Source organism: Streptomyces sp. NPDC019531 (assembly GCF_044903305.1).
Classification (GTDB): Bacteria; Actinomycetota; Actinomycetes; order Streptomycetales; family Streptomycetaceae; genus Streptomyces.
In genome coordinates, this window is sequence record NZ_JBJDQL010000002.1 from 354,531 (window position 1) to 377,260 (window position 22,730).

18 protein-coding genes and 1 pseudogene are annotated in these 22,730 nt (G+C 71.5%); 10 read left to right on the top strand and 9 right to left on the bottom strand.

Annotation, left to right across the window (positions count from 1 at the left end):
• Positions 1 to 69: 69 nt before the first annotated feature.
• Positions 70 to 786 carry an IclR family transcriptional regulator NdgR gene (ndgR, locus tag ACI2L1_RS03745; protein ID WP_007384919.1) on the bottom strand — a complete coding sequence of 239 codons (717 nt, stop codon included), beginning with the start codon at positions 784 to 786 and terminating at the stop codon, positions 70 to 72.
• Between the two features lie 191 nt (positions 787 to 977).
• Here ndgR and leuC point away from each other — a divergent pair, with 191 nt between their 5' ends.
• The 4 genes from leuC to ACI2L1_RS03765 all read left to right on the top strand — a co-directional run bounded on the left by leuC (position 978) and on the right by ACI2L1_RS03765 (position 4,290).
• On the top strand, positions 978 to 2,402 hold the full coding sequence (gene leuC / locus ACI2L1_RS03750; protein ID WP_404737682.1) for a 3-isopropylmalate dehydratase large subunit: 1,425 nt from the start codon (positions 978 to 980) through the stop codon (positions 2,400 to 2,402).
• A 5-nt stretch (positions 2,403 to 2,407) separates the two neighbouring features.
• Positions 2,408 to 3,001: a 3-isopropylmalate dehydratase small subunit gene (gene leuD, locus ACI2L1_RS03755; RefSeq protein WP_404737683.1), complete on the top strand. Its 594-nt coding sequence runs from the start codon at positions 2,408 to 2,410 to the stop codon at positions 2,999 to 3,001.
• 276 nt (positions 3,002 to 3,277) lie between these two features.
• The gene (locus ACI2L1_RS03760; protein ID WP_362663318.1) at positions 3,278 to 3,508 is read left to right on the top strand and encodes a hypothetical protein; all 231 of its coding nucleotides are present in this window, start codon (positions 3,278 to 3,280) and stop codon (positions 3,506 to 3,508) included.
• Between the two features lie 137 nt (positions 3,509 to 3,645).
• Positions 3,646 to 4,290, top strand: coding sequence for an HU family DNA-binding protein (locus tag ACI2L1_RS03765; RefSeq protein WP_404737684.1), 645 nt, complete (start codon positions 3,646 to 3,648; stop codon positions 4,288 to 4,290).
• A gap of 373 nt (positions 4,291 to 4,663) precedes the next feature.
• On the opposite strand, the pseudogene cofC reads toward ACI2L1_RS03765, so the two are convergent.
• Positions 4,664 to 5,287, bottom strand: a pseudogene (gene cofC, locus ACI2L1_RS03770) (2-phospho-L-lactate guanylyltransferase); the annotation flags it as partial.
• 155 nt (positions 5,288 to 5,442) lie between these two features.
• Here cofC and ACI2L1_RS03775 point away from each other — a divergent pair.
• From ACI2L1_RS03775 to ACI2L1_RS03785, 3 genes are read left to right on the top strand one after another with little or no spacing between them, the layout of a single operon-like run.
• Positions 5,443 to 6,207, top strand: a complete 765-nt coding sequence (locus tag ACI2L1_RS03775; protein WP_404737685.1) for a lysophospholipid acyltransferase family protein — start codon at positions 5,443 to 5,445, stop codon at positions 6,205 to 6,207.
• Positions 6,204 to 7,214 (top strand): NAD(P)H-dependent glycerol-3-phosphate dehydrogenase, encoded by a 1,011-nt coding sequence (locus ACI2L1_RS03780; RefSeq protein ID WP_404737686.1) that lies wholly within the window; start codon positions 6,204 to 6,206, stop codon positions 7,212 to 7,214. The genes ACI2L1_RS03775 and ACI2L1_RS03780 overlap by 4 nt, the downstream gene beginning before the upstream one ends.
• A gap of 58 nt (positions 7,215 to 7,272) precedes the next feature.
• The gene (locus ACI2L1_RS03785; RefSeq protein ID WP_404737687.1) at positions 7,273 to 8,430 is read left to right on the top strand and encodes a D-alanine--D-alanine ligase family protein; all 1,158 of its coding nucleotides are present in this window, start codon (positions 7,273 to 7,275) and stop codon (positions 8,428 to 8,430) included.
• 79 nt (positions 8,431 to 8,509) lie between these two features.
• Here the strand turns inward: ACI2L1_RS03785 and ACI2L1_RS03790 are convergent, their stop codons facing one another.
• Positions 8,510 to 9,001: a DUF3515 domain-containing protein gene (locus ACI2L1_RS03790; RefSeq protein WP_404737688.1), complete on the bottom strand. Its 492-nt coding sequence runs from the start codon at positions 8,999 to 9,001 to the stop codon at positions 8,510 to 8,512.
• 20 nt (positions 9,002 to 9,021) lie between these two features.
• Positions 9,022 to 9,255 carry an Lrp/AsnC family transcriptional regulator gene (locus ACI2L1_RS03795; RefSeq protein ID WP_003997603.1) on the bottom strand — a complete coding sequence of 78 codons (234 nt, stop codon included), beginning with the start codon at positions 9,253 to 9,255 and terminating at the stop codon, positions 9,022 to 9,024.
• 206 nt (positions 9,256 to 9,461) lie between these two features.
• On the opposite strand from ACI2L1_RS03795, the gene ACI2L1_RS03800 reads away from it, so the two are divergent.
• Together ACI2L1_RS03800 and thiD are read left to right on the top strand one after the other, a co-directional pair.
• Positions 9,462 to 10,430, top strand: coding sequence for a thiamine-phosphate kinase (locus tag ACI2L1_RS03800; RefSeq protein ID WP_404737689.1), 969 nt, complete (start codon positions 9,462 to 9,464; stop codon positions 10,428 to 10,430).
• A gap of 38 nt (positions 10,431 to 10,468) precedes the next feature.
• A complete protein-coding gene (thiD, locus tag ACI2L1_RS03805) occupies positions 10,469 to 11,272 on the top strand; it encodes a bifunctional hydroxymethylpyrimidine kinase/phosphomethylpyrimidine kinase (RefSeq protein WP_404737755.1) in 804 nt (267 codons plus the stop codon).
• Here the strand turns inward: thiD and ACI2L1_RS03810 are convergent.
• The 3 genes from ACI2L1_RS03810 to rpmB all read right to left on the bottom strand — a co-directional run bounded on the left by ACI2L1_RS03810 (position 11,244) and on the right by rpmB (position 15,801).
• A complete protein-coding gene (locus tag ACI2L1_RS03810) occupies positions 11,244 to 12,452 on the bottom strand; it encodes an FAD-dependent monooxygenase (protein ID WP_404737690.1) in 1,209 nt (402 codons plus the stop codon). The two genes, thiD and ACI2L1_RS03810, sit on opposite strands and share 29 nt — an antisense overlap.
• Positions 12,453 to 12,487: 35 nt before the next feature.
• A complete protein-coding gene (locus tag ACI2L1_RS03815; protein WP_404737691.1) occupies positions 12,488 to 15,487 on the bottom strand; it encodes an ATP-binding protein in 3,000 nt (999 codons plus the stop codon).
• A gap of 128 nt (positions 15,488 to 15,615) precedes the next feature.
• Positions 15,616 to 15,801 (bottom strand): 50S ribosomal protein L28, encoded by a 186-nt coding sequence (gene rpmB, locus ACI2L1_RS03820; protein WP_003993230.1) that lies wholly within the window; start codon positions 15,799 to 15,801, stop codon positions 15,616 to 15,618.
• Between the two features lie 256 nt (positions 15,802 to 16,057).
• Here rpmB and ACI2L1_RS03825 point away from each other — a divergent pair, with 256 nt between their 5' ends.
• Positions 16,058 to 17,782, top strand: a complete 1,725-nt coding sequence (locus ACI2L1_RS03825) for a DAK2 domain-containing protein (protein ID WP_404737756.1) — start codon at positions 16,058 to 16,060, stop codon at positions 17,780 to 17,782.
• 51 nt (positions 17,783 to 17,833) lie between these two features.
• Here ACI2L1_RS03825 and ACI2L1_RS03830 read toward each other — a convergent pair whose 3' ends face one another.
• Positions 17,834 to 20,860: a tetratricopeptide repeat protein gene (locus tag ACI2L1_RS03830; protein WP_404737692.1), complete on the bottom strand. Its 3,027-nt coding sequence runs from the start codon at positions 20,858 to 20,860 to the stop codon at positions 17,834 to 17,836.
• Entirely contained in the window at positions 20,860 to 22,695 is a 1,836-nt protein-coding gene (locus ACI2L1_RS03835; RefSeq protein ID WP_404737757.1) for an HSP90 family protein, read from the bottom strand. The genes ACI2L1_RS03830 and ACI2L1_RS03835 overlap by 1 nt, the downstream gene beginning before the upstream one ends.
• Positions 22,696 to 22,730: the final 35 nt, after the last annotated feature.

Sequence of the window (22,730 nt, forward strand, 5' to 3'; positions counted from 1 at the left end):
TCACTCCCCGTCGTTCCAAGACCTGCCGCGGCGTTGAGGCCGGTCTTGTTCCGACAGGGATACGCGCCGTCAGCCCGTACGGCGCAGTGCCTCGGAGAGTCGGGCCGCCGCGTCGATGACCGCCTGGGCGTGCATGCGGCCCGGGTGGCGGGTCAGGCGCTCGATGGGGCCGGAGACCGAGACGGCGGCCACCACGCGGTTGGAGGGGCCGCGGACCGGCGCGGAGACGGACGCGACGCCCGGCTCGCGCTCGCCGATGGACTGGGCCCAGCCGCGGCGCCGTACGCCCGACAGGGCCGTCGCCGTGAAGCGGGCGCCCTGCAGACCCCGGTGCAGGCGCTCCGGCTCCTCCCAGGCCATCAGGATCTGGGCCGAGGAGCCCGCCTTCATCGTGAGCGTCGAGCCGACCGGGACCGTGTCCCTGAGGCCGGACAGGCGCTCCGCCGCGGCGACGCAGATGCGCATGTCGCCCTGGCGGCGGTAGAGCTGCGCGCTCTCGCCGGTGATGTCACGGAGGTGCGTGAGCACCGGGCCTGCCGTCGCGAGGAGGCGGTCCTCGCCGGCGGCCGCGGCCAGCTCGGCGAGACGAGGGCCCAGAATGAAACGGCCCTGCATGTCGCGTGCCACCATGCGGTGGTGTTCCAGAGCCACGGCCAGTCGGTGAGCCGTGGGTCGTGCCAGTCCGGTGGCCGCGACCAGTCCTGCGAGGGTGGCGGGTCCGGACTCCAGAGCGCTCAGAACAAGGGCTGCCTTGTCCAGAACGCCGACGCCGCTACTGTTGTCCATGAAACGATACTCACGTCTCACTCTGTGAAACGCAAGTTCCTTTTTTCGTGAGACGCGCAACCCTTGTAGGCACAGTGGCCCGCGGATCAACGGGCCTGGCGGCGGGTGCCCGGGAACAGGGGCCATGGGCGTCGCCTCCACAAGATCTTCTAGTTGGGTCGGTGCTCCTTTGGCCGACCGGAGGGAAAGCGATGGGTAGGACACTCGCGGAGAAGGTCTGGGACGACCATGTCGTCCGGCGCGCCGAGGGCGAGCCCGACCTCCTCTTCATCGATCTGCACCTGCTGCACGAGGTGACCAGCCCGCAGGCCTTCGACGGTCTGCGCAAGGGCGGTCGCCAGGTGCGCCGGCTCGACCTGACCATCGCCACCGAGGACCACAACACCCCGACCCTCGACATCGACAAGCCGATCGCCGACCCGGTCTCCCGGGTCCAGCTGGAGACGCTGCGCAAGAACTGCGCCGACTTCGGTGTGCGTCTGCACCCGCTGGGCGACGTGGAGCAGGGTGTCGTGCACGTCGTCGGCCCGCAGCTGGGTCTGACCCAGCCCGGTATGACGGTCGTCTGCGGCGACTCCCACACCTCCACGCACGGCGCCTTCGGCGGCCTGGCGTTCGGCATCGGCACCTCCCAGGTGGAGCACGTGCTGGCCACCCAGACGCTGCCGCTGGTCCGCCCGAAGACCATGGCCATCACGGTCGACGGCGAGCTGCCCGAGGGTGTCACCGCCAAGGACCTGATCCTGGCGATCATCGCCCGGATCGGCACCGGCGGCGGTCAGGGCTACGTGCTGGAGTATCGCGGCTCCGCCATCGAGAAGCTCTCGATGGAAGCCCGCATGACCATCTGCAACATGTCGATCGAGGCCGGCGCCCGTGCGGGCATGATCGCCCCCGACCAGACCACCTTCGACTACCTCGAAGGCCGTCCGCACGCCCCCAAGGGCGAGGACTGGGACGCGGCCGTCGCGTACTGGAAGACGCTGAAGACGGACGAGGACGCCGAGTTCGACGCCGAGGTCGTCATCAAGGCCGACGAGCTGTCGCCGTTCGTCACCTGGGGCACCAACCCCGGCCAGGGCGCGCCCCTTTCGGCGGACGTCCCCGATCCCGCTTCGTACGAAGACGCTTCGGAGCGCCTCGCCGCCGAAAAGGCCCTGGAATACATGGGGTTGGAGGCCGGACAGCCGCTGCGCTCCATCAAGGTGGACACCGTCTTCGTAGGTTCGTGCACCAACGGCCGTATCGAGGACCTGCGCGCCGCCGCCGAGCTCGTCAAGGGCCGCAAAGTCGCCGACGGCGTACGGATGCTGGTCGTCCCCGGCTCCGCGCGCGTGGGTCTGCAGGCCGTCTCCGAGGGCCTGGACGTCGTCTTCAAGGAGGCCGGCGCCGAGTGGCGGCACGCGGGCTGCTCGATGTGTCTGGGCATGAACCCCGACCAGCTCGCCCCCGGTGAGCGCTCCGCGTCGACCTCCAACCGCAACTTCGAGGGCCGGCAGGGCAAGGGCGGTCGTACGCACCTGGTGTCGCCGCAGGTCGCGGCCGCGACCGCCGTGCTCGGCCACCTGGCATCGCCCGCCGACCTGTCCGACGCCCCTGTCGCCGCTGGAGTCTGAGAGTCATGGAAGCATTCACCACGCACACCGGCCGGGCCGTCCCGCTGCGCCGTTCCAACGTCGACACCGACCAGATCATCCCTGCTCACTGGCTCAAGAAGGTGACAAGGGACGGGTTCGAGGACGGACTCTTCGAGGCCTGGCGCAAGGACGGGAAATTCATCCTCAACCAGCCCGAGCGTAAGGGTGCGACCGTCCTGGTCGCAGGCCCGGACTTCGGCACCGGCTCCTCCCGTGAGCACGCGGTGTGGGCGCTGCAGAACTACGGCTTCAAGGCCGTCATCTCCTCCCGGTTCGCCGATATCTTCCGCGGCAACTCGCTCAAGAACGGCCTGCTCACGGTGGTTCTGGAGCAGAAGATCGTGGACGCGCTGCAGGAGCTCTCGGAGAACGACCCCGAGGCGGAGATCACGGTCGACCTTCAGGCCCGCGAGGTGCGCGCCGAGGGGATCACCGCAAGCTTCGAGCTGGACGAGAACTCCCGCTGGCGGCTGCTGAACGGCCTGGACGACATCTCCATCACCCTCCAGAACGAGGCCGACATCGCCGCGTACGAGGCCAAGCGCCCCTCGTACAAGCCGCGGACGCTCCAGGCGTGACGGCGCCCCTCCTTCGGAGCAACTGAACAGGTCGAGTTTCGGCCACCCAACATCCCCGCCGTACCCCCGATCAGCCCGATCGGGGGTACGGCCGTGTCTGCGTCCGGGCGGCCCCGCGCGCTGCGACACGCCCGCTCAACTTCCCACGTTACGACGGGTGTTGTCGGGGTACGCGTGCCTTGTAGCCGTGGCTTCCGCATGTGCCCGGAAGGCCGTTTGGGGCGGCAGTTGCACCCCTAGCAGGCGACAACTCGCCCCAGATGGCACAATCTGTGCATGGAACACGACGGCCAACTCGAGCTCTACGCGGCAGTCGCGGACCAACTCAAGGAAGCGCACACAAGAGTGCGCGCACTGCAAGTCCCGGAGGGCGTACGGATGGCGCTGACCCGGAAGCTGCTGGTCATTACGGCCGCGGCCAAGCACGACGTTGTCGAAGCGACAAGGCGTCTGGAGCGGTTCACCGCTGACCTCGACGCGGGTCGAATCCCGGAAGAGGAACGCTGAACAAGTCCAGAGCAGCCGAGTTCGTTGCGGCACAAGGGTGATAAGCCCGTTTCGTGTTTGATTTGCGGTATATATCTGCCTAACGTGCGAAAAAGCTTGAACACTTTCGTTCGGGCAATGTCTCCGAAGGGGAAGACGTGAACAAGGCGCAGCTCGTAGAAGCGATTGCCGACAAGGTCGGCGGCCGCCAGCAGGCCGCCGACGCGGTCGACGCGGTCCTGGACGCCATCGTCCGCGCGACGGTGGCGGGCGACCGGGTCTCGGTCACCGGCTTCGGTTCGTTCGAGAAGGTCGACCGGCCGGCCCGTTACGCCCGTAACCCCCAGACGGGCGAGCGGGTTCGGGTCAAGAAGACCTCCGTTCCGCGCTTCCGCGCGGGCCAGGGTTTCAAGGACCTGGTGAGCGGCACGAAGAAGCTCCCGAAGAACGATGTCGCGGTCAAGAAGGCGCCCAAGGGCAGCCTGACCGGCGGGGCTTCGGCCACGGTCAAGAAGGCGGCCGCGAAGAAGGCGACCACCGCCAAGACCGCCGCGAAGAAGACCACCGCGAGGAAGACGACGGCCAAGAAGACCACGGCCGCCGCGAAGAAGACCACGGCGAAGAAGGCGCCCGCCAAGAAGACGACGGCGACCGCCAAGACCACCGCCGCGAAGAAGACCACCGCCAAGAAGGCGACGGCCAAGAAGGCCCCGGCGAAGAAGGCGACCGCCAAGAAGGCGCCCGCCAAAAAGTCGGCGGCTCGCACCACCACCGCCAAGAAGGCCACGGCCCGCAAGAGGTAAGGGCACAGAGGCACTCACGCGCCGGGCCGGACTCCGATACGGAGTCCGGCCCGCGGCGTGTGTTCGGGGGTCAGAGGGTCTGCAGGGTCACCAGGGTGATCTTGGAGTCCTCGACTTCGATGCGTACCCGCTGGCCCGGGCGCAGAAGCCTGAGGTCTCCCGCGTCGAAAGCCGGGGCGTCGAAGGGCATCGGGGTGCCGTCGTCCAGGAGTACCTGGCCGCTGCGGGTCTCGGGGTCGTATGTGTACGCGGTGGCCTGCATGGCGGTCAGGGTAGTGCCTGGTTCGTTGTCGGGTGCGGGCCGGTGGGGGCTGGTCGCGCCCGCGCGGCGGAGCCGCATGTCGATACAGCCGCGCGCCCCTGGGTGGGTTTCCAGCAGTCCTTCCGAGGCCGTCACCGTGTATCGGCCCACTCCCAGCGCCAGCGCCGCTCGCAGGTCCTCGCCGGTGTCCACGTCCTGGCGTACGGAGTCCACATCGATGAGCCGGAGTTCCACGGCGCCCGACGCGTGATGGCGGAAGCGGGAATCTGCGCCGAAGGCGGGCAGCAATTCCCTGTCGCCCGACGCAGCCAGCAAAGTGGTCCCTATCCCCGCCGCGTCCGAGAGGAAAGCGCGGGGGAATTCAGCCGCCGCGTCCAGGACGCGGGCCAATTCCAGGGGGCGTAGGGCCGGCAGGTCCGCGTTCAGGGCCGCCAGGGGGGCTTCGGGGCGCAAAGACCGTACGCCGGCCGCTCCGTGGGCCAGGGCCGCGTTCAGGCCGCCCGCGGGCTCGTCGGGGACGATGCGGGCGCCCAGAGCCGCCAGCTCGCGGCCGGCCAGGGCGTCGTCCGTGACGACCGCCACATCCCTGACCGCCGGGCAGGCCAGCGCGGCCGCCACGGTGTCCTGGGCGAAGGCGAGGGCCAGCCCCGGGCGCACCCCGTCGTCGGCGGTGTCCGAGAGCCTGCTCTTGGCCCGCGACAGGGCTTTCAGCGGGATGACCAACGTCCACTGCACGAGCGTTCCGTCCTTGTCTTGTCGCGGCCATTGTCACTCAGTCGTCATGCGGCCCATCTGGCGGTGTCGGTGGCGGGGCGTACGGTGTTCTCGACAGACCGGCGGCCTGGGGCGACACTTGTGCGGCCCCCCAGGCCCTAGAGGAAGGTGTCCGCGTGCCCCGCCGCAGAATCGGCTTCTGGTACCGCTTGGCAGCGGTGATCGCCAAACCGCCGCTCATGGTTCTGATCAAGCGGGACTGGCGTGGAATGGAGCACATTCCGGCCGACGGCGGATTTATCACCGCGGTCAACCATAATTCGCACATCGATCCCTTCGCGTACGCGCACTTCCAGTACAACACCGGCCGCGTTCCGCGATTCCTCGCGAAGAGCGGTCTTTTCAACAAGGGATTCATCGGGGTCATGATGCGCGGCACGGGACAGATTCCCGTCTACCGCGAGACCACGGACGCGCTCAGCGCCTTCCGGGCGGCGATCGACGCCGTGGAGCGCGGCGAGTGCGTAGCGTTCTACCCCGAGGGCACCATCACCCGGGACCCCGCCCAGTGGCCCATGACCGGCAAGACCGGTGCCGCGCGCGTGGCCCTGCAGACCAAGTGCCCGGTGATCCCGGTCGCGCAGTGGGGCGCCAACGAACTGCTGCCGCCGTACGCCAAGAAGCTCAACGTCCTTCCGCGCAAGACCTCGCAGGTCCTCGCGGGCCCGCCCGTGGACCTGTCGCGCTTCTACGACAAGGAGATGACCCCGGAGCTCCTGAAGGAGGCCACCGAGGTCATCATGGCCGCCGTCACCGCGCAACTGGAGAACATCCGCGGCGAGAAGGCACCCGCGGCGGCGTACGACCCGCGCCGCGAGCGGATCGAACAGCGACGCCGGACCGAGGTCGAGACCGGCCACGAGGGGGAGAAGAGCAAGTGACCAAGCCCGTCAAAGCGGCGGTTCTCAGCGCCGGTTCATGGGGTACGGCCTTCGGTGTCGTACTCGCCGACGCAGGTTGCGAGGTCACTCTGTGGGCGCGTCGCCCGGAGGTCGCCGAGGCCATCAACTCCGCCCGCACGAACCCCGACTACCTTCCCGGCGTGGAGCTTCCGCAGAGTGTCAGGGCGACCACGGACCCCGCCGAGGCCGCTGCGGGCGCCGACTTCACCGTTCTGTCGATCCCTTCGCAGACCCTGCGCGCCAACCTCGCCGACTGGACTCCGCTGCTCGCGCCCGACACCGTCCTCGTCTCCCTCATGAAGGGCGTCGAACTCGGCTCCGCCATGCGGATGAGCGAGGTGATCGAGGACGTCGCCAAGGTGGGGCAGGACCGCATCGCCGTGGTCACCGGACCCAACCTCGCGCGCGAGGTCGCCGCCCGGATGCCGGCCGCCGCCGTGGTCGCCTGCACCGACGAGACGGTCGCCCAGCGTCTCCAGGCCTCCTGCCACACGCCGTACTTCCGCCCGTACACCAATACGGACGTGGTGGGTTGCGAACTGGGTGGAGCCGTGAAGAACGTCATCGGTCTCGCCGTCGGCATCGCGGACGGCATGGGCCTCGGTGACAACGCCAAGGGTTCGCTCATCACGCGCGGTCTGGCGGAGACGACCCGCCTGGGCCTGGCGATGGGCGCGGACCCCCTCACCTTCTCCGGACTCGCCGGTCTCGGCGACCTGGTGGCGACCTGCTCCTCGCCGTTGTCGCGCAACCACACCTTCGGCACCAACCTCGGCAAGGGCATGACCCTGCAGGAGACCATCGCGGTCACCAAGCAGACCGCCGAGGGCGTCAAGTCCTGTGAGTCGGTGCTGGATCTGGCCCGCAGACACGGAGTCGACATGCCGATCACCGAGACGGTCGTCGGCATCGTGCACGAGGGCAAGTCGCCGGTGGTCGCCGTCAAGGAGCTGATGTCGCGCAGCGCGAAGCCCGAACGACGCTGAGCAACCCGGCTGAGGCGTGCTGTATCAGGGTCCTACCACCGGGTACTCTCAACGCGATATGAGCACCGAGAACCTCTCCCAGAGCCCTGAGCAGCCGCCTCGCAAGCCGCGCGTGGCCGTCGTTTTCGGCGGGCGCAGCTCCGAACACGGGATCTCCGTGGTCACCGCCGGCGCCGTACTGCGGGCGATCGACCGGACGAAGTACGACGTCCTGCCGATCGGCATCACCCAGGACGGCCGCTGGGCGCTCACCGCCGACGAACCGGAACGCATGGCGATCACCGAGCGCCGTACGCCGAGCGTCGAGGAGCTCGCCGAGTCGAACGAGGGCGGCGTGGTGCTCCCGGTCGACCCCGCGAACCGCGAAGTCGTCTACAGCGAGCCCGGATCGGTGCCCAAGGCGCTCGGTGAGGTCGACGTCGTCTTCCCCGTCCTGCACGGCCCCTACGGCGAGGACGGCACCCTCCAGGGCCTGCTGGAGCTCTCCGGTGTCCCGTACGTCGGCTCGGGTGTGCTCGCCTCGGCCGTCGGCCAGGACAAGGAGTACATGAAGCGGGTGTTCACCTCCTTCGGGCTCAAGGTCGGACCGTACGTGGTGATCCGGCCGCGGGAGTGGGAGCGGGACGAGTCCGCCGCCCGCAAGAAGATCGTGGACTTCGCCGGCGAGCACGGCTGGCCGCTCTTCGTGAAGCCTGCGCGCGCGGGTTCGTCGATCGGCATCACCAAGGTCGACGACCTCTCCGGCCTCGACGAGGCGATCGCCGAGGCGCAGAGCCACGACCCGAAGATCCTCATCGAGGCGGCGCTGCGGGGCCGCGAGATCGAGTGCGGAGTCCTGGAGTTCGAGGACGGCCCGCGCGCGTCGGTCCCCGCGGAGATCCCGCCGCCGCAGGAGCACGCGTACTACGACTTCGAGGCGAAGTACATCGACTCGACCCCGGGCATCGTGCCGGCGCCGCTCACGCCCGAGGAGACGGCCGAGGTCCAGAGGCTCGCGGTCGACGCCTTCGACGCGGCCTCCTGCGAGGGCCTGGTCCGCGCGGACTTCTTCCTCACCGAGGAAGGCGAGTTCGTGATCAACGAGATCAACACGCTGCCCGGCTTCACACCGATCTCGATGTACCCGCAGATGTGGCAGGCGAGCGGCATCAGCTACCCGGAGCTGGTGAGCAGGCTGATCGATGCGGCACTGCGCAGGTCGACGGGCTTGCGGTGACCCACCCAGGGGCGCGGGGAACTGCGCGACAAGCCACGGGCGGCGCGCAGCCGAACGACGTGGCGCAGTCCTGCGGCGCTTAGTCGGCGATCCCCTCCGGCACCGCTTTCTTGATGGCAGGCGCCAGGTCCACCAACGGCGCCATGCCATCCGCCGTCCGCCCCTCGGGGATCGTCACCTCGACGTACGCCTTCCTGAGCGTCGTCGTGAACCGGAACGACCCGTCGTCCTGCTTCTCCAGCAGCCACCCCACCCCGTCGACCTCGACCCCGTCGGCCTCCGGGTCGTCCATCTTCGAGGGCCGCACGACACCGCACCGCAGTATGATCGCCGGGTCACCCCAGCCCGCGGTCAGTGCGGACGCGGGCTCGGGATCCCGACGGTCCTGGTCGTCGACCTCGGCCGGCAGTACCCGGTCCAGTTCTCGGCACAGCTTCGTGCCGCCCGCCCCCGGCGAGGGAACCGCCGCCGACGCGCTGTCGTCTGCGGAGGAGCAGCCCGAGACCGCGATCAGCAGGGCGAGCGCGGGCGGCCCGACGACGGTACGGCGCCGGTGGCGGAAGAAGTTCACCGGCCAAGGTTAGACGGGGGCTACAGATGGACCACCGGGCAGGTCAGGGTGCGGGTGATGCCGTCCACCTGCTGGACCTTCGCGACCACCATGCGGCCCAGGTCGTCTACGGTGTCGGCTTGTGCACGGACGATCACGTCATACGGTCCTGTCACGTCCTCGGCCTGGATGACTCCAGGAATCTTGCTGATCGTCTCGGCGACGGTCGACGCCTTGCCGACCTCCGTCTGGATCAGGATGTACGCCTGTACCACGGAACCTCCAGGGCGGCCACGAGGATCATGTGGGGAAAAGGAACGCCACGGTATCGCGTAGTCGCTCGCCGCGGGGAGACCCATGGGGGCGCGGACGCCCGAGCCGGGGTGCGGGCACGGAAGAAGTTGACGGTCCCCTCGACCGTATCGAGGACACTGATGACGCGCGACCGGGCACGGCACGGCACAGAAGGGGCGTAAGGGCAATGAAGGGCACTGTTGGTGAGCTCGGGGAGTTCGGGCTCATCAGGGAGCTCACCTCCCGTCTCACCACCACCCCGGCGGTCCGGGTGGGCCCCGGCGACGACGCCGCGGTGGTCGCCGCGCCCGACCGCAGGGTCGTGGCGAGCACCGACATCCTTCTGGAGGGCCGGCACTTCCGCCGTGACTGGTCCACGGCCTATGACGTGGGCCGCAAGGCGGCCGCGCAGAACCTCGCGGACATCGCCGCCATGGGTGCGGTACCGACCGCCCTGCTGCTCGGCCTGGTCGTGCCCGCCGAACTCCCCGTCACATGGGCCTCGGAGCTCATGGACGGCCTGCGCGACGAGTGCCAGGTGGCCGGAGCGTCGGTGGTCGGCGGGGACGTCGTACGCGGGGACACGATCATGGTCTCCATCACCGCGCTCGGCGATCTGCGAGGCCAGGAGCCCGTCACCCGGGCCGGCGCACAGCCCGGCGACCTCGTCGCGGTGACCGGCTGGCTGGGCTGGTCCGCGGCCGGGTACGCGGTGCTCGCCCGCGGCTTCCGTTCGCCCCGCGCCTTCGTGGAGGCGCACCGGCGCCCCGAGCCGCCGTACCACGCCGGCCCGGCCGCCGCGGCGCTCGGCGCGACCGCGATGTGCGACGTGAGCGACGGGCTGATCGCCGACCTGGGGCACATCGCCGAGGCAAGCAAGGTGCGGATCGACATCTGCTCCGGCGCGATCGACATCCCCTCGCAGATGAACGACATCGGGCAGGCAGTCGGCGTCGACCCCCTGCAGTGGGTGCTGACCGGGGGAGAGGACCACGCGATCGTGGCGACCTTCTCGCCGGACGTGAAGCTCCCGGCCCGCTGGAAGGTGATCGGCGAGGTCCTCAACCCCTCGGCGCTGCCCCGGGTCACCGTCGACGGGGAGCCCTGGACCAGCAAGGGCGGCTGGGACCACTTCGGCGGGGACATCGAGTCGTGACGCGGGGACATCGGATCGTGAGGCAGGGGCATCGGGTCGTGAAGCCGCTCGTCCTCACGGTGGCGGGCTCCGACTCCGGTGGAGGCGCCGGAATCCAGGCCGACCTGAAGACCATGCTCGCGCTCGGAGTGCACGGCATGAGTGTCGTCACGGCGGTCACCGCGCAGAACTCCCTTGGCGTGCAGGGCGCTTGGGAACTGCCGGTGGAGGCGGTGCGGGCCCAGTACCGCAGTGTCGTGGACGACATCGGCGTCCAGGCCGTGAAGACCGGCATGCTCGCCTCGGCCGAACTCGTCGAAGCCGTGGCCGAGTTGGTCGGTGCCACGGACGTCCCGGCCGTGATCGACCCGGTCGGCGTCTCCAAGCACGGCGACTCCCTGCTGGCCTCGGAGGCACTGGAGTCCGTGCGGCGGAGGCTGCTCCCGGTCGCCACCGTCGCCACGCCGAACCTCGACGAGGTGGCCCAACTCACCGGCGTACAGGTCGAGTCGGAGGGGCAGCTGCGCGAGGCTGCCGCGGCCGTCCTGTCGTACGGACCGACGTGGGTGCTCATCAAGGGTGGCCATCTCCCCGGCGACGCCGTGGACTTGCTCACCGACGGCTCCGAGGAGCACTGGCTGCGCGCGCCCCGCCACGACAACCGGCACACGCACGGCACGGGCTGCACCCTCGCCTCCGCGATCGCGTCGCAGCTCGCTAAGGGGCAGACCGTGCCGGAGGCGGTGACGGCCGCCAAGGAGTACGTCACCGGGGCGATCGCCGCCGGGTTCGCGCTCGGCGGCGGGATCGGGCCCGTGGACCACGGCTGGGCTCTCACACGGCGGGATACTCCGGCAACTTGATGTTCGTCGCCGACTTCTCGGTGAGCCGCTTGAAGAACGCCGACAGCGGGCGGGAGGCGAGCAGCCGGTACATCCGGTCCCGACTGCGGATCCGCCGCTCGGTGGCCGGCGCGAAGAACGGGCCCGCGTTGCCCGAGGTCTTCTGACAGCCCTTGGCGAAGTCCGTGATCCGCGCCTCGTAGGCGGCGAACGCCGTACGGTGGTCCCCGCCCGCCAGGGCGAGCTCACCGGCGAGCACGTACGAGCCGACGATCGCCACCCCGGTCCCCATCCCGCCCATCGTGGCCCCGTACCCGGAGTCTCCGAGCAGCGCCACACGCCCCTTGGTGAGCCGGTCGACATGGATCTGGGCGATCGCGTCGAAGTAGACGTCGTCGGCCGCCTCCAGGGCTTTGAGGACGTTCGGCCCCTCCCAGCCCATCCCCGCGAACCGCTCGGTGACGATCCGCTTCTGCTGGCCCAGGTCCCGGCGGTCGTACGACAGCCGCTCGGACCGGAAGACCAGCAGTGCGCCCGCGCGGTCCGGGTCGCCGTCGTAGTTGCCGAGGGCGATCGCGCGGCCGGGCTCGCTGTAGACCCGGCCGGTGCGGTCCAGGCCCAGGTCGTTGGGGACCCCGAAGCCGGCCACGTAATGGTCGAAGAAGCGCAGGTAGCGGGACTCGTCGCCGAAGACGAGGGAGCGGGTGTTCGAGTGGAGGCCGTCCGCACCGATCACCAGGTCGAAGCGCCGGGGCTCGCCGCTGTCGAAGGTGACGTCGACGCCGTGAGCGGTGTCGGTGAGCGTGGCGATGGAGTCGCCGAACACATACTCCACGTGATCCCTGGTGCGCTCGTACATGATGTGAGCGAGCTCGCCGCGGAAGATCTCCACATCGCCGCTCATCATGTCCGACGGCAGGTCCACCTTCGGGGCGCCGTCCGCGTCGACGACGATCTGGCGGCCCATATGGGTCTGGCGGGCGTGGATCTCGTCCCAGATGCCCATCTCGGTGAGCACCTTGCGGTGCACGTGCCCCCGGAAGTCGACGGCGAAGCCGCCGCCGCGCAGCTCCGGGGCCTTCTCGACGACGGTGACCTTGGCGCCGTACCGCAGGAGGTTCAGCGCGAGCGCGGGCCCGGCGACGCTGGCGCCGGAGATCAGGACGGTCAGGTGGCTGAGGTCGTGCGTCTTGTTCGTCATGCACGGCAGCTTCGACGGGACCGCTGACCGTCCTCCTACCGCGTGCTGACCGCCGCTGACCGAAGGGCGCGCCCCTGCTCGAAGGCCTTGTCGTAGACCTCGGGCGACAGCTTCTCCCGTACGTCCTTCCTGGTCCGTACGACATCGGGGTCGCCCTCGGCCGACGCGCCGCGCAGCCCCTCGGCGGCGCCCAGGAGTTCGGCCGCCTGTTCGGGACGCGGGACGACGGTGGCCAGGGCCTCGGCCACGGCTGCCAGGGCGAGGGTGTCGGGAACGTCCAGGGCGTGTGTGCGGGCCTGCTCGAACCAGTCGCCGGCCTGGTCGAGATCGCCCTCGGCGGCGGCCGTGCGGCCCAGGCCGATGAGGATCAGGACGGTCTCGCCGACGCTGAACCAGTTCGCGGCGCAGGCCTCCAGGGCGCTTTCGTAGAGCACACGCGCGTGGTCCTTGTCCCCGGACAGACGGGCCGTGTCCCCGAGCCCGCGTCGGGCGGCGGCCACCTTGTCCGGGGCGCCCGCCGCGCGGGCCAGGTCGGCGGCGCGCTCGTAATGCGCCGCGGCCTCCTCGGTGTCGCCGCGGTACAGGAGCACGGTGGCCCGGGAGCGCAGCAGGTCGGAGGTCTCCTCGGGTGCGTCCAGTTCCCGGACGTACGCCAGGCCTTCGTCGAACAGCTCCAGGGCGCGGTCGTACTCGCCGCGCCGGCCCGCGAAACCGCCCAGCGGATCCAGGCAGTTGGCCATGCCCCAGCGGTCACCCGTCGTACGGAAACCGGCCAGCGAGCGCGCGAAGGCCGCCTCGGAGGCGGTGGGGTCGCCGGTGAACTGCGCCCGGTAGGCGAGCCCCAGGTCCAGCAGGGCGCGGCCCCACGGTTCGTCGCCGACCTGGACGGCGAGCAGGGCGTCGTCCACCGCGTACAGCGGGCCGCTCGTCAGCGACCACAGGACCATCGTGAACGGCAGCCGCAGAGGGTCGTCCAGGGCGTGCATGAGGGCGGCCACGCGCGCGATGCGGTCGGATTCGCCGGGATCGTCGCCCCGGCCGGTGACCGTGTTCATCAGGCACAGTGCGTACTCTTCGGTCAGCCCGGCGGGCGGTGTCTCGCCGACCGCCGCCAGCAGGGCGCGGGCCAGGGGCACCTGCTCGCCGTGCGGGGCACGCAGCCGCCAGAACCAGGACAGGGCCGCCATCAGCCGCAGACCGTCCTCGGGGGCCGTGCCGACGAGATGGCGCAGGGCGGCGTCCAGGTTGTCCCGCTCGGCGTCCAGACGGGCCAGCCAGGGGAGTTGACCGCCACCGCGCAGAGCCGGTTCGGCACGCTCGGCCAGCCTCAGGAAGTACGCGGCATGGGAGTCCCGCAGCGACCGGGAGCCGTGCTCGACGGCGAACGCGCGGATTGTCTCCAGCATCCGGTAGCGGCCCTCGGACACCTCCAGGAACGACTTCTCCACGAGCGAGGCCAGCAGGTCCTCCGGGTACGGGGTCGCGCACACCGCCTCGACCGCCTCCAGGTCAGCCCCGCCCGGGAACACCGTCAGCCGGGCCGCGAGCTCCCGCTCCTCGGCGTCCAGCAGCTCCCAGCTCCACTCCACGACGGCCCGCAGGGTGCGGTGCCGGGGCGCCTTGGAGCGGTCCCCGCGGGACAGCAGCCGGAACCGGTCGTGGAGGCGGTCCGCCAACTCGTCCGGAGTGAGAGTGCGCAGCCGGGCCGCCGCCAGCTCGATCGCCAGCGGCAGTCCGTCGAGGGCCGCGCAGATGCCAGGCACACGCGCGTGGCCCTCGAATCCGGGGCGGACGGACCGGGCGCGGTCCAGGAAGAGCCGCACCGCGGGCTCCGGCGGCAGCGGCATCACCGGCACCACGACCTCGCCGGTGATGCCGAGGGACTCCCGGCTGGTCGCGACCACGCGCACACCCGGGCAGGACGCGAGGAGCCGCGCGGTGAGTTCGGCGGCCTCCGCCACGAGGTGCTCGCAGTTGTCGAGCACCAGGAGCGGCTCGCGGTCCTCCAGGGCGGCCAGCAGCCGGTCCGTGCCGTCCGCGGCCGGGGTGCGGAAGCCGTCGCGCACCCCGAGGGCGGTCAGGACGGCGTACGGGACCTGGGTGCCGTCGGTGAGCGGCGCGAGTTCGACGAAGCACGCGTCCGCGTGGGCCTGGGTGGCCTCGATCACGAGCCGGGTCTTGCCCGCGCCGCCTGGGCCGGTCAGCGTGACCAGCCGTGCCTCGGACAGCGCCTGGGCGATCCGGGCAAGCTCGGCCTCCCGGCCGATGAAGCGGGTGAGCTGGGCGGGGACGGTCCTACGGTGCTTGGGGCGCTGCCCCTGGAGCAGTTCCAGGTGCAGCGCGGACAGCTCGGCCGACGGATCGGCGCCCAGTTCGTCGGCGAGCGTCCGCCGGGCCTCCTCGAACACCGTGAGCGCCTCCGCTGGCCTCCCGCCAGCGTGCAGGGCCCGCATCAGCTGCCCGTACAGCCGCTCGCTCAGCGGGTGGGTGGACAGCAGTGTCCGCAGCTCCGGTACGAGTTCGGGGCCACCGCCGAGCGCCAGGTCCGCGTCGATCCGGTCCTGTACGGCGGCAAGCCGCAGCTCGGTCAGCCTGACCCGCTCGGCATACGTGTCCGGGAGGTCGGGGAGGGCGGGACCGCGCCAGAGGGCGAGCGCGTCCCGGAGCGTGGCCGCGGCCCGTTGGTGATCACCGGCGGCAAGAGCGGTCCGTCCGGCTGCGGCAAGCTCCTCGAACTGGTGGGCGTCCGTCGAGTCGGTGGTGACGGCGATGCGATAGCCGGCCGGGGTCGCCTCGATCTCCGTGTGCGGGGCCAGGCGTCTGCGGAGGCGGGAGATCTGCGACTGGAGGGCGCCCGCGGCTCCGGCGGGCGGCTCGGCGCCGTAGAGGCCGTCGGTGAGGCGCTCCACGGAGACCGGGCGGCCCGCGTAGAGGAGCAGGAGGGTGAGCAGGGCGCGAGGGCGGGGGCCGCCGGGGTCGACGGAGGCGCCGTCGTCGGTGCGTACCTCCAGGGGGCCCAGGATGCCGAAGCGCATGCGCTCAGCTTGTCAGGTGTCCAGCTGGCCGGTGCGTAGCTTGTCAGGTACAGCGAAAAGCCGGTCCACCCTCGGGTGGACCGGCTTTTCACAGCGAACCAGCAGTGGCCGCGCGCTTCAGCTCTGCGTCAGCGCGAGACCTTGCCGGCCTTGATGCACGAGGTGCAAGCGTTCACGCGCTTCGGCGTCCCGCCGACCACGGTACGGACGCGCTGGATGTTCGGGTTCCAGCGACGGGACGTACGGCGGTGCGAGTGCGAGATGTTGTTGCCGAAGCCCGGCCCCTTGCCGCAGACGTCGCAGTTGGCAGCCACGGGTCACTCCAAAGACTTCAGATGCACTTACGGTCGGATCCCGGCGGGCCGGGATCGAGATCGTAGGATCAGAGATCTGAGTGGCGCTGCCAGGGGAATGGCCCGATCTGCATCGGGCAACCGGAGCAGCATACAACGACTGCGCCAGTAGAACGAAACTACCATGGCTGATCAGGCCCCCGCTCCCGGCCCTCTTCCGGTGGACACCCGCCCGGGGTCTACGCTGCGTCCAGTCCAGCAGCCCGAGGAGGCGCAGGTGGCGCAGGTGCCGCAGACATTCTTCGATGCTCTCGCGGTGCGCACCTGGAGCGGTCTCGCGCTGCGGGCCCTGGGGCGGGCGCGCGAGGAGATCGACGCGATCAACGTCTACCCCGTCGCCGACGGGGACACCGGCACGAACCTGTATCTGACGGCGGAGTCGGCGCTCGCGGCCGTGGAAGCCGTGTTCGCGGCCCACGGCGCCCATGGAACGGGGAAACCGACACTCGCCGACGCCGCGCGCGCGATGGCGCACGGAGCCCTCATAGGCGCCCGCGGCAACTCCGGCACGATCCTCGCCCAGCTCCTGCGCGGCATGGCCCAGGTGCTGGCCGCCGACGGGGAGACGGCTCACACGGACGGTGACGGTCTCAGGCTCGCCCTGCGGCACGCGGCCGACTCCGCGCGCCAGGCGGTCGCCCACCCCGTCGAGGGCACAGTCCTCACGGTCGCCACGGCCGCCGCCGACGCGGCCGGGGGAGCGGAGGGCGACTGCGGCACGGTCGCACGGGCCGCCTACGACGGCGCACGTGCCGCCCTCGCCGCGACACCCGGCCAGCTGCCCGTCCTGGAGCGGGCGGGCGTGGTCGACGCCGGCGGACTGGGGCTGGTGGCGGTGCTGGGGGCGCTGGTGGAGACGTTCACCGGGGAGACGGTCGCCGCGGTCCCCGGCCCGCACGCGCGCGTGGAGGGCGGTTCGCCCGTTCCCCCGACCGCCGGTGACAGCGCCTCACCTGCCGCCTCAGTCACCGCCTCGCTCGACGACTCCGAAGAGTGCGCCGATGTGCTGGCGGAGGGTGGCCCCGCCTTCGAGGTGATCTACCTCCTGGAGGCCGACGACACGGCCGTGGCCCGGCTGCGGGAGCGGCTCGACGGGCTCGGTGACTCCCTCGTGGTGGTCGGCGGCGACGGGCTGTGGAACGTCCATGTGCACGTCGACGACGCCGGCGCCGCCGTGGAGGCGGGAGTCGAGGCCGGACGGCCGTACCGGATCCGGATCACCCACTTCGGCATCGGCGACGTGCACACCACCGGTGGCGAACGGCCGCCCCGTGAGCGCGCCCAGCGGGCCGTCGTCGCCGTGGTGCCCGGCGAGGGCCTGGCCGGGCTGTACACCGAGGCCGGCGCGACCACCGTGCTCGCGCGTCCCGGGGAGCCGCCCGCGAGCGGGGAGCTCGTGGAGGCCGTACGGCGGGCCCACGCGCGCGAGGTCGTGCTGCTGCCCAACGACGCCGACCTGCGGCACACCGCGGCCGCCGCGGCCGAGCAGGCCCGCGCGGAGGGCATCCGGGTCGCGCTGATCCCGACGCGCTCCGCGGTCCAGGGCATCGCCGCGTTGGCCGTGCACGAGCCGGAGCGCCGGTTCGACGAGGACGTCGTCCAGATGACCTCGGCGGCCGGCGCGACCCGCTACGCCGAGGTCGCCGTGGCGGAACGCCAGTCCTGGACCATGGCCGGCATCTGCCAGGCCGGTGACGTCCTCGGCCTCATCGACGGGGACGTGGCCGTGATCGGCTCGGACGTCACCGTCACCGCCGAGGCCGTCCTCGACCGCATGCTCTCGGCCGGCGGCGAGCTGGTCACCCTCGTCCTCGGCGACGAGGCCCCCGAGGCCGTCGCCGACCGCCTGGAGACGCGGGTACGGGAGTCGTACCTCGCCGTGGACACGGTGGTGTACCGGGGCGGGCGGCAAGGGGCCCTCCTGCTCATCGGGGTCGAGTAGGGCCCGGAGGGCGGAGCCCGGAGCCCGGAGACTCAGGGGAATCAGCGGGGATCAGTCCTCCTGCTCCTCCATGAGCGCGAGCATTTGCTCGGCCTCGGCACAACGGGCCTGTGCCGTTTCGTCGTCCGCGTCGCGACGGGCCTGTCCCGTCCCGCCGTCCACGTCACGACGGGCCTGTCCCGTCCCGCCGTCCACGTCACGACGGAACAGTGCCGTCCCGCCGTCCGCCGCCCCGGCAGCCCCGTAGGCGTCGAGCACCGCACGCGCGCGTGCCGCCGCCTCCGCGGGACGGCTCAGGTCGGCCGCCAGCCAGCCCGCCGCGAGCTCGGCGCCGGTCCGGGCGTCCAGGGCGCTGTCGCCGAGCGAGGTGAACACGACGATCGCCTCGGCAACCTGGGCCAGCGCCTCCTCCAGCACCGCCCGGATCGAGTCGTCCTCGGCGTCCTCGGCCACGGAACGGGCCAGCAGGTCGCCGAACTGCCGGTGGCTGTGCCCGAGTTCGGAGACGAGCCGCTGCCGCGCCTCCTCGTCCGCCGCGGCGTCGGCCACCGCGGCCTCGCACTCCCGGACCGCGTCCGCCATCAACTCCCGCGCCGCGCCCGCCCCGTCGTCCGCTCGCAGCGCGAGCCACGCGCGGGCTCGCAGGGAACGGATGAGGCCGTGGACGTTGCCGAGCCCGCGCCACAGGTCTCCCGCGCGCGTGTACGCCTGGTCCGCCTCGGCGGGCAGTCCGGCGGCCCCGAGGGACTCGGCGGCGAGATGGGCGAGGGTCGCGTGGTCGTGCTGTTCGGGCCAGTGCCGGGCGATCTCGGCGGCCTGCAGGCGTCGCTCGGCCGCCTCCCGGTGCTCGCCCAGCTCGCTCAGACAGTCGCCGAGCCACCACTGCGCCTGTACGACCGCCCCGTCGCCGTGCGTCTCGGCACTCAGGTCGGGCAGCGCCGACTCCAGCACCTCCGCGGCCTCGGCCCACCGGCAAAGGCGCAGCAGGAACCCGCCCAGCTGGTGCCGGGCCAAGGCCCCCAGCGTCCGGCCCTGCCCGGCCTCGTCGGCCCAGTGCGCGGCCTCCAGGGCGTGCTCGGCGGCCTCCTCGGCGAGTCCTCTGCCGCCGACGACCTCGGCGAGCTGGAGGTGCAGCTGGGCCCGCCCGGCCGCCTCCAGGTGCGGTCCGCCGTGCTCCAGGGCCGCCCGCAGCGCCCGCTCGGTACCGGCCGGGTCGCCCAGGTGGTGCCTGAGTCCGGCCAGCCGGGCCTCGTACTCCACGGCGAACCACGGCAGCCCCGCGTCCACGAACCCCTCCGCGGCCCATGCGAACAGCTCCGCGGCCGTCTCCAAGTCCCCGGTCCGCGCGGCCAGTTCCGCCAGCATCGCCTGCGCCTCGGCGACCCGCGCGGCGAGCTGTACGTCGTCCCCGGTCCGCCCCTCGACGAGCGCGAGCACCTCCCGTACGGCCGACTCGGCGTCGGACAGGAACGCCTCGTCCTCGCCCTCGTGCACCCGCCGCATCAGGATCCGCGCCCGGGACATCAGTACCGACGCCGTCTGCGGCACGCCTGTGCCGTCCACGGCGTAGAGCGCGAGGATGTCGTCGTACGGCCCGGCGACCGCCGCGAGTGCCTCGTCCACCTCACCCGTCAGCGCGCGTACGTACGCCGCACGCGTGCGTGCCGCCAGTGCCTCTCCGGGGTCGCCCGCCTCGGTGTACAACTCGGCGGCCTGCTCGAACAGTTCGATCCCTTCGGGGCCGAGGTCCATCGCCTCGTGGTCGGCGATCTCCGCCCGGTCGCGCGGGTCCAGCTCCATGCCCTGTGCGGCCCGCGCGACCGCCGCCCACGCCTCCACGGCGTTCGGCTGGAGGGTGTCCGACAGCTGCCGCGCCTCGGCGATCAGTGTGGGCAGGTCGGGCTCCTGAGTGGTCACCGGGGCCGGCGGCGCCACCACGGGGGCGGAGACCGTCCGGGCCGCGCGCACGCCCAGCGGCAGCCGCTCCACCAGCGGTCGCTGCGCCATACGCGCGCGTGCCCGCTCGCTGACATGGGCCGTGCCGTTGCGTTCGTCGAAGCGGGCGGCCAGCGCGAGGGCCTCCCCGCGCGCGTGGACGGCGAGTTCGGCCGCGGTCCAGGACCGGCCCGCGGGCCCCGGCACCGACCGCTCGCCCAGGCCCAGCTCGGTCAGCCGGTCCATGAGCAGGGTCACCACGGCCATGAAGTCCAGCTTGCTGCGCGGATGACCGTCGTCCGTGAAGTACGCGGGACGCTCCGCGAGCAGCTCCAGGCCACGGGCCTCGTTGCCGCTGAGGGCGCAGAACTCGACATGGTCGGCGTAGGCACCGCGCATGCTCTCCATGGACCGCACGAGCCTGAAGCCCCGCAGATGGTTGGCGCGCGCCTCGTCGGGGCGCCCCAGCCGCAGCAACGGCACCAGGGAGGACGCCAGGGCCGCGTGCGGTTCGTGGGCGCAGGTGAACTCGCCCGCCAGGACCGGCGCCCACAGCTCCAGTGCCTCCTCGTCCCGGCCGCGCTGCGACTGCCACCAGCCCTGTTCGTGCAGTTCGCACGCGTGGCAGTCGGCCATGGCGTCCCGGTCGGCGGCCAGCCAGGCGGTGTACGCCCGCTCGGCCCGTGCCAGGTCCCCGATGTGCGCGGCCACGCTGTACTCGGCGCTGCGCACGGCCCGTTCGGAGTGCCCGGCCAGCCGGTAGCGGTGCTCCATCTCGCCGAGCCACTTCTCCATGGCGGCGAGCGGGATGTGCGGCTGGGCGAGCATGCCGGTCGTCATCCACTTGAAGACCCAGTGCAGCGAATGCGTCTCGTATTCGTCGAAGTCCTCGGGGTGCTCGTCCCACATGCGCAGCAGGCGCGCGAAGGGGACGAACATCTTGGCCTTCTCGGAGCTGTAGTTGTAGACCTTCAGCTGGTGTCCGAGGGCCTCGATCACCGCGAGCGGGATGTTCAGCTTCTCCGCCTCGGTGAGCAGTTGCTCCGCGCGCGCGTTGCGGGCGGGCCCCTCCGGTTCCTCGGCGTTCTCCGCCATCGCCCGGCGCAGCGCGTCGAAGGCGGCGCTCCCGTCGGTTCCGCTCATCAGGGGGCCTCCTCGCCGTTCGTGGCCCACTCCAGCAGGCCTATGAAGGCACGGTTCAGCAGCGCGGAGTCCGCGGGCCTGAGCGGGCGCTGGGCCATCAGCAGCGCCTGCCCGTACAGGGACTCGGTGGCGGTGCCGATCAGTTCCGGATCGCCGAGCGAACCGATCCGCCGTACCAGCGGATTGAGATGGTTCAGCACGAGACGCGCGCGTGGCGCGCTCCCGCGCAGCGAGCCCAGGATGCCCGCCCACAGGTCGTCGGCCTGCCCCTCGGCCTCCGCCCGCGCCTGCTCGTGCCGGGCGTCCCGGTCGTCCAGGTGCAGCGCGGGCACGGACAGCGGCCGGAAGGCACGCAGGACGACATCACAGCCCAGCGGATCGAGCCTGGCCCGCGCGGCCGCCAGGAAGCCGGACAGCGCCAGCTCCTCGGCCGGATCGACCAGGTCCATGTGTGCGGTCACGGTGTCCGCGTCCAGCTCGGCGACCACCGTCCCCGGGCGCACCGAGGGCAGCGCCTCGACCAGGTCGCTGTCGTAGGTGTAACCGCCGTTGACCACCCCGACGCCCTGCGCCGACGCGATCGGCGCGACCTGCCGGTACTCCTCGACGGTCCGAGTGAAGTGCACCACCGCGTGCCGCTGCGCGAACTCCTCCAGGGACAGCCGTCCGTCGGTCGTCTCGAAGGGCAGCCACGGCAGCATCGTGCGCAGCATCTCCCGGTCGTGCCGCGCGAGCGACTTCACGCCCAGGTGGTGCACGGACAGGAAGGCCGCGAGCCGCTCCGGATCACCGGCGGCGAGCCCCGTCAGCCAGGACCGGATCCGCTCCCCGAGCGCCTCCCGTACGGCGGCCAGTGTCTCGTCCTCGTACAGCGACTCGCGTGAGGCCGTGGGCCGCAGGCTGTCCGTGTCGAGCACGCAGCGCACGAAGAACGCCCAGTCCGGCAGCAGCTGTTCGGCCCGCTCGGTCAGCAGCATCCCCTTGAGGTGCACGCGATGCGTGGCCCGCTGCGCCGGACTCACCGCCGACGGCAGCACGTACGCCACCCCGCGGATCCCGGCCAGCGGCACGTTCAGCTCGATCGAGTCCAAGGGGGTGAAACCGAACAGCTCGTGGCAGTGCCGGGCCAGGGCCACCCTGCGGGCGGCGGGGGAGGGGTACGGCCGGTCCCAGGGCGCGGGCAGATCGGTGACCGCCTCGTCGCCGACCCGGACGTCGTACGGCAGCAGCGAACCGAAGTCCCGCGCGAGCTGGAGAACCCGCTCCGGCGCGAGCCACTCGCCGGCGCCCGCCCGCGCGACCAGGTGCACTGTGGTGCCGGGCTCGGGACGGGCGTTGTGCGGCAGCGTCCGCACCCGGTACGAACCGTCGTCGCTCGCCGTCCACTCCACCGGCGGCGCGTCCGGGGTACGGGCGCTGCGGCTGACGACCCGGATCCGCTCGGCCACCACGAAGCACGCGAGCAGACCGATGCCGAACTGCCCGAGGAAGTCGGAGCGGACCTCCTGAAGTCCCTCGGCCCGCTTGGAGCTGCGTCCGATGGTGGCCAGCAGGTTGTGCACGTCCGCCTCGGTGAGCCCGACCCCGGAGTCCTCGACTCTCAGGGCGCCCTGCTCGGCGTACAACCGCACTCTGGCCGGGGCGTCGGGCTGCTCGGCCCGCCGGGCCGTGATCGCGTCCACCGCGTTCTGCAACAGCTCGCGCAGATAGACCTTGGGGCTGGAGTAGAGGTGATAGGAGAGGAGGTCCACCAGACCGCGCAGGTCGACCTGGAACGTGTGAGGCTGCTGAGGGACCTGGGGTGCCTGGGATGACTGTGAGGTCTGGGAATCCATCATCACAGCGCCGGTGGGGGCGTTCGCGGCGCGGG

Bases quoted from the DNA above. Each gene is read 5' to 3' on its own strand.
- ACI2L1_RS03810 (WP_404737690.1), bottom strand. From the start codon at position 12,452: ATGACGAACAAGACGCACGACCTCAGCCACCTGACCGTCCTGATCTCC.
- ACI2L1_RS03835 (WP_404737757.1), bottom strand. From the start codon at position 22,695: ATGGATTCCCAGACCTCACAGTCATCCCAGGCACCCCAGGTCCCTCAG.
- ACI2L1_RS03785 (WP_404737687.1), top strand. From the start codon at position 7,273: ATGAGCACCGAGAACCTCTCCCAGAGCCCTGAGCAGCCGCCTCGCAAG.
- ndgR (WP_007384919.1), bottom strand. From the start codon at position 786: ATGGACAACAGTAGCGGCGTCGGCGTTCTGGACAAGGCAGCCCTTGTT.
- leuD (WP_404737683.1), top strand. From the start codon at position 2,408: ATGGAAGCATTCACCACGCACACCGGCCGGGCCGTCCCGCTGCGCCGT.
- ACI2L1_RS03815 (WP_404737691.1), bottom strand. From the start codon at position 15,487: ATGCGCTTCGGCATCCTGGGCCCCCTGGAGGTACGCACCGACGACGGC.
- ACI2L1_RS03760 (WP_362663318.1), top strand. From the start codon at position 3,278: ATGGAACACGACGGCCAACTCGAGCTCTACGCGGCAGTCGCGGACCAA.
- ACI2L1_RS03830 (WP_404737692.1), bottom strand. From the start codon at position 20,860: ATGAGCGGAACCGACGGGAGCGCCGCCTTCGACGCGCTGCGCCGGGCG.
- leuC (WP_404737682.1), top strand. From the start codon at position 978: ATGGGTAGGACACTCGCGGAGAAGGTCTGGGACGACCATGTCGTCCGG.
- ACI2L1_RS03800 (WP_404737689.1), top strand. From the start codon at position 9,462: ATGAAGGGCACTGTTGGTGAGCTCGGGGAGTTCGGGCTCATCAGGGAG.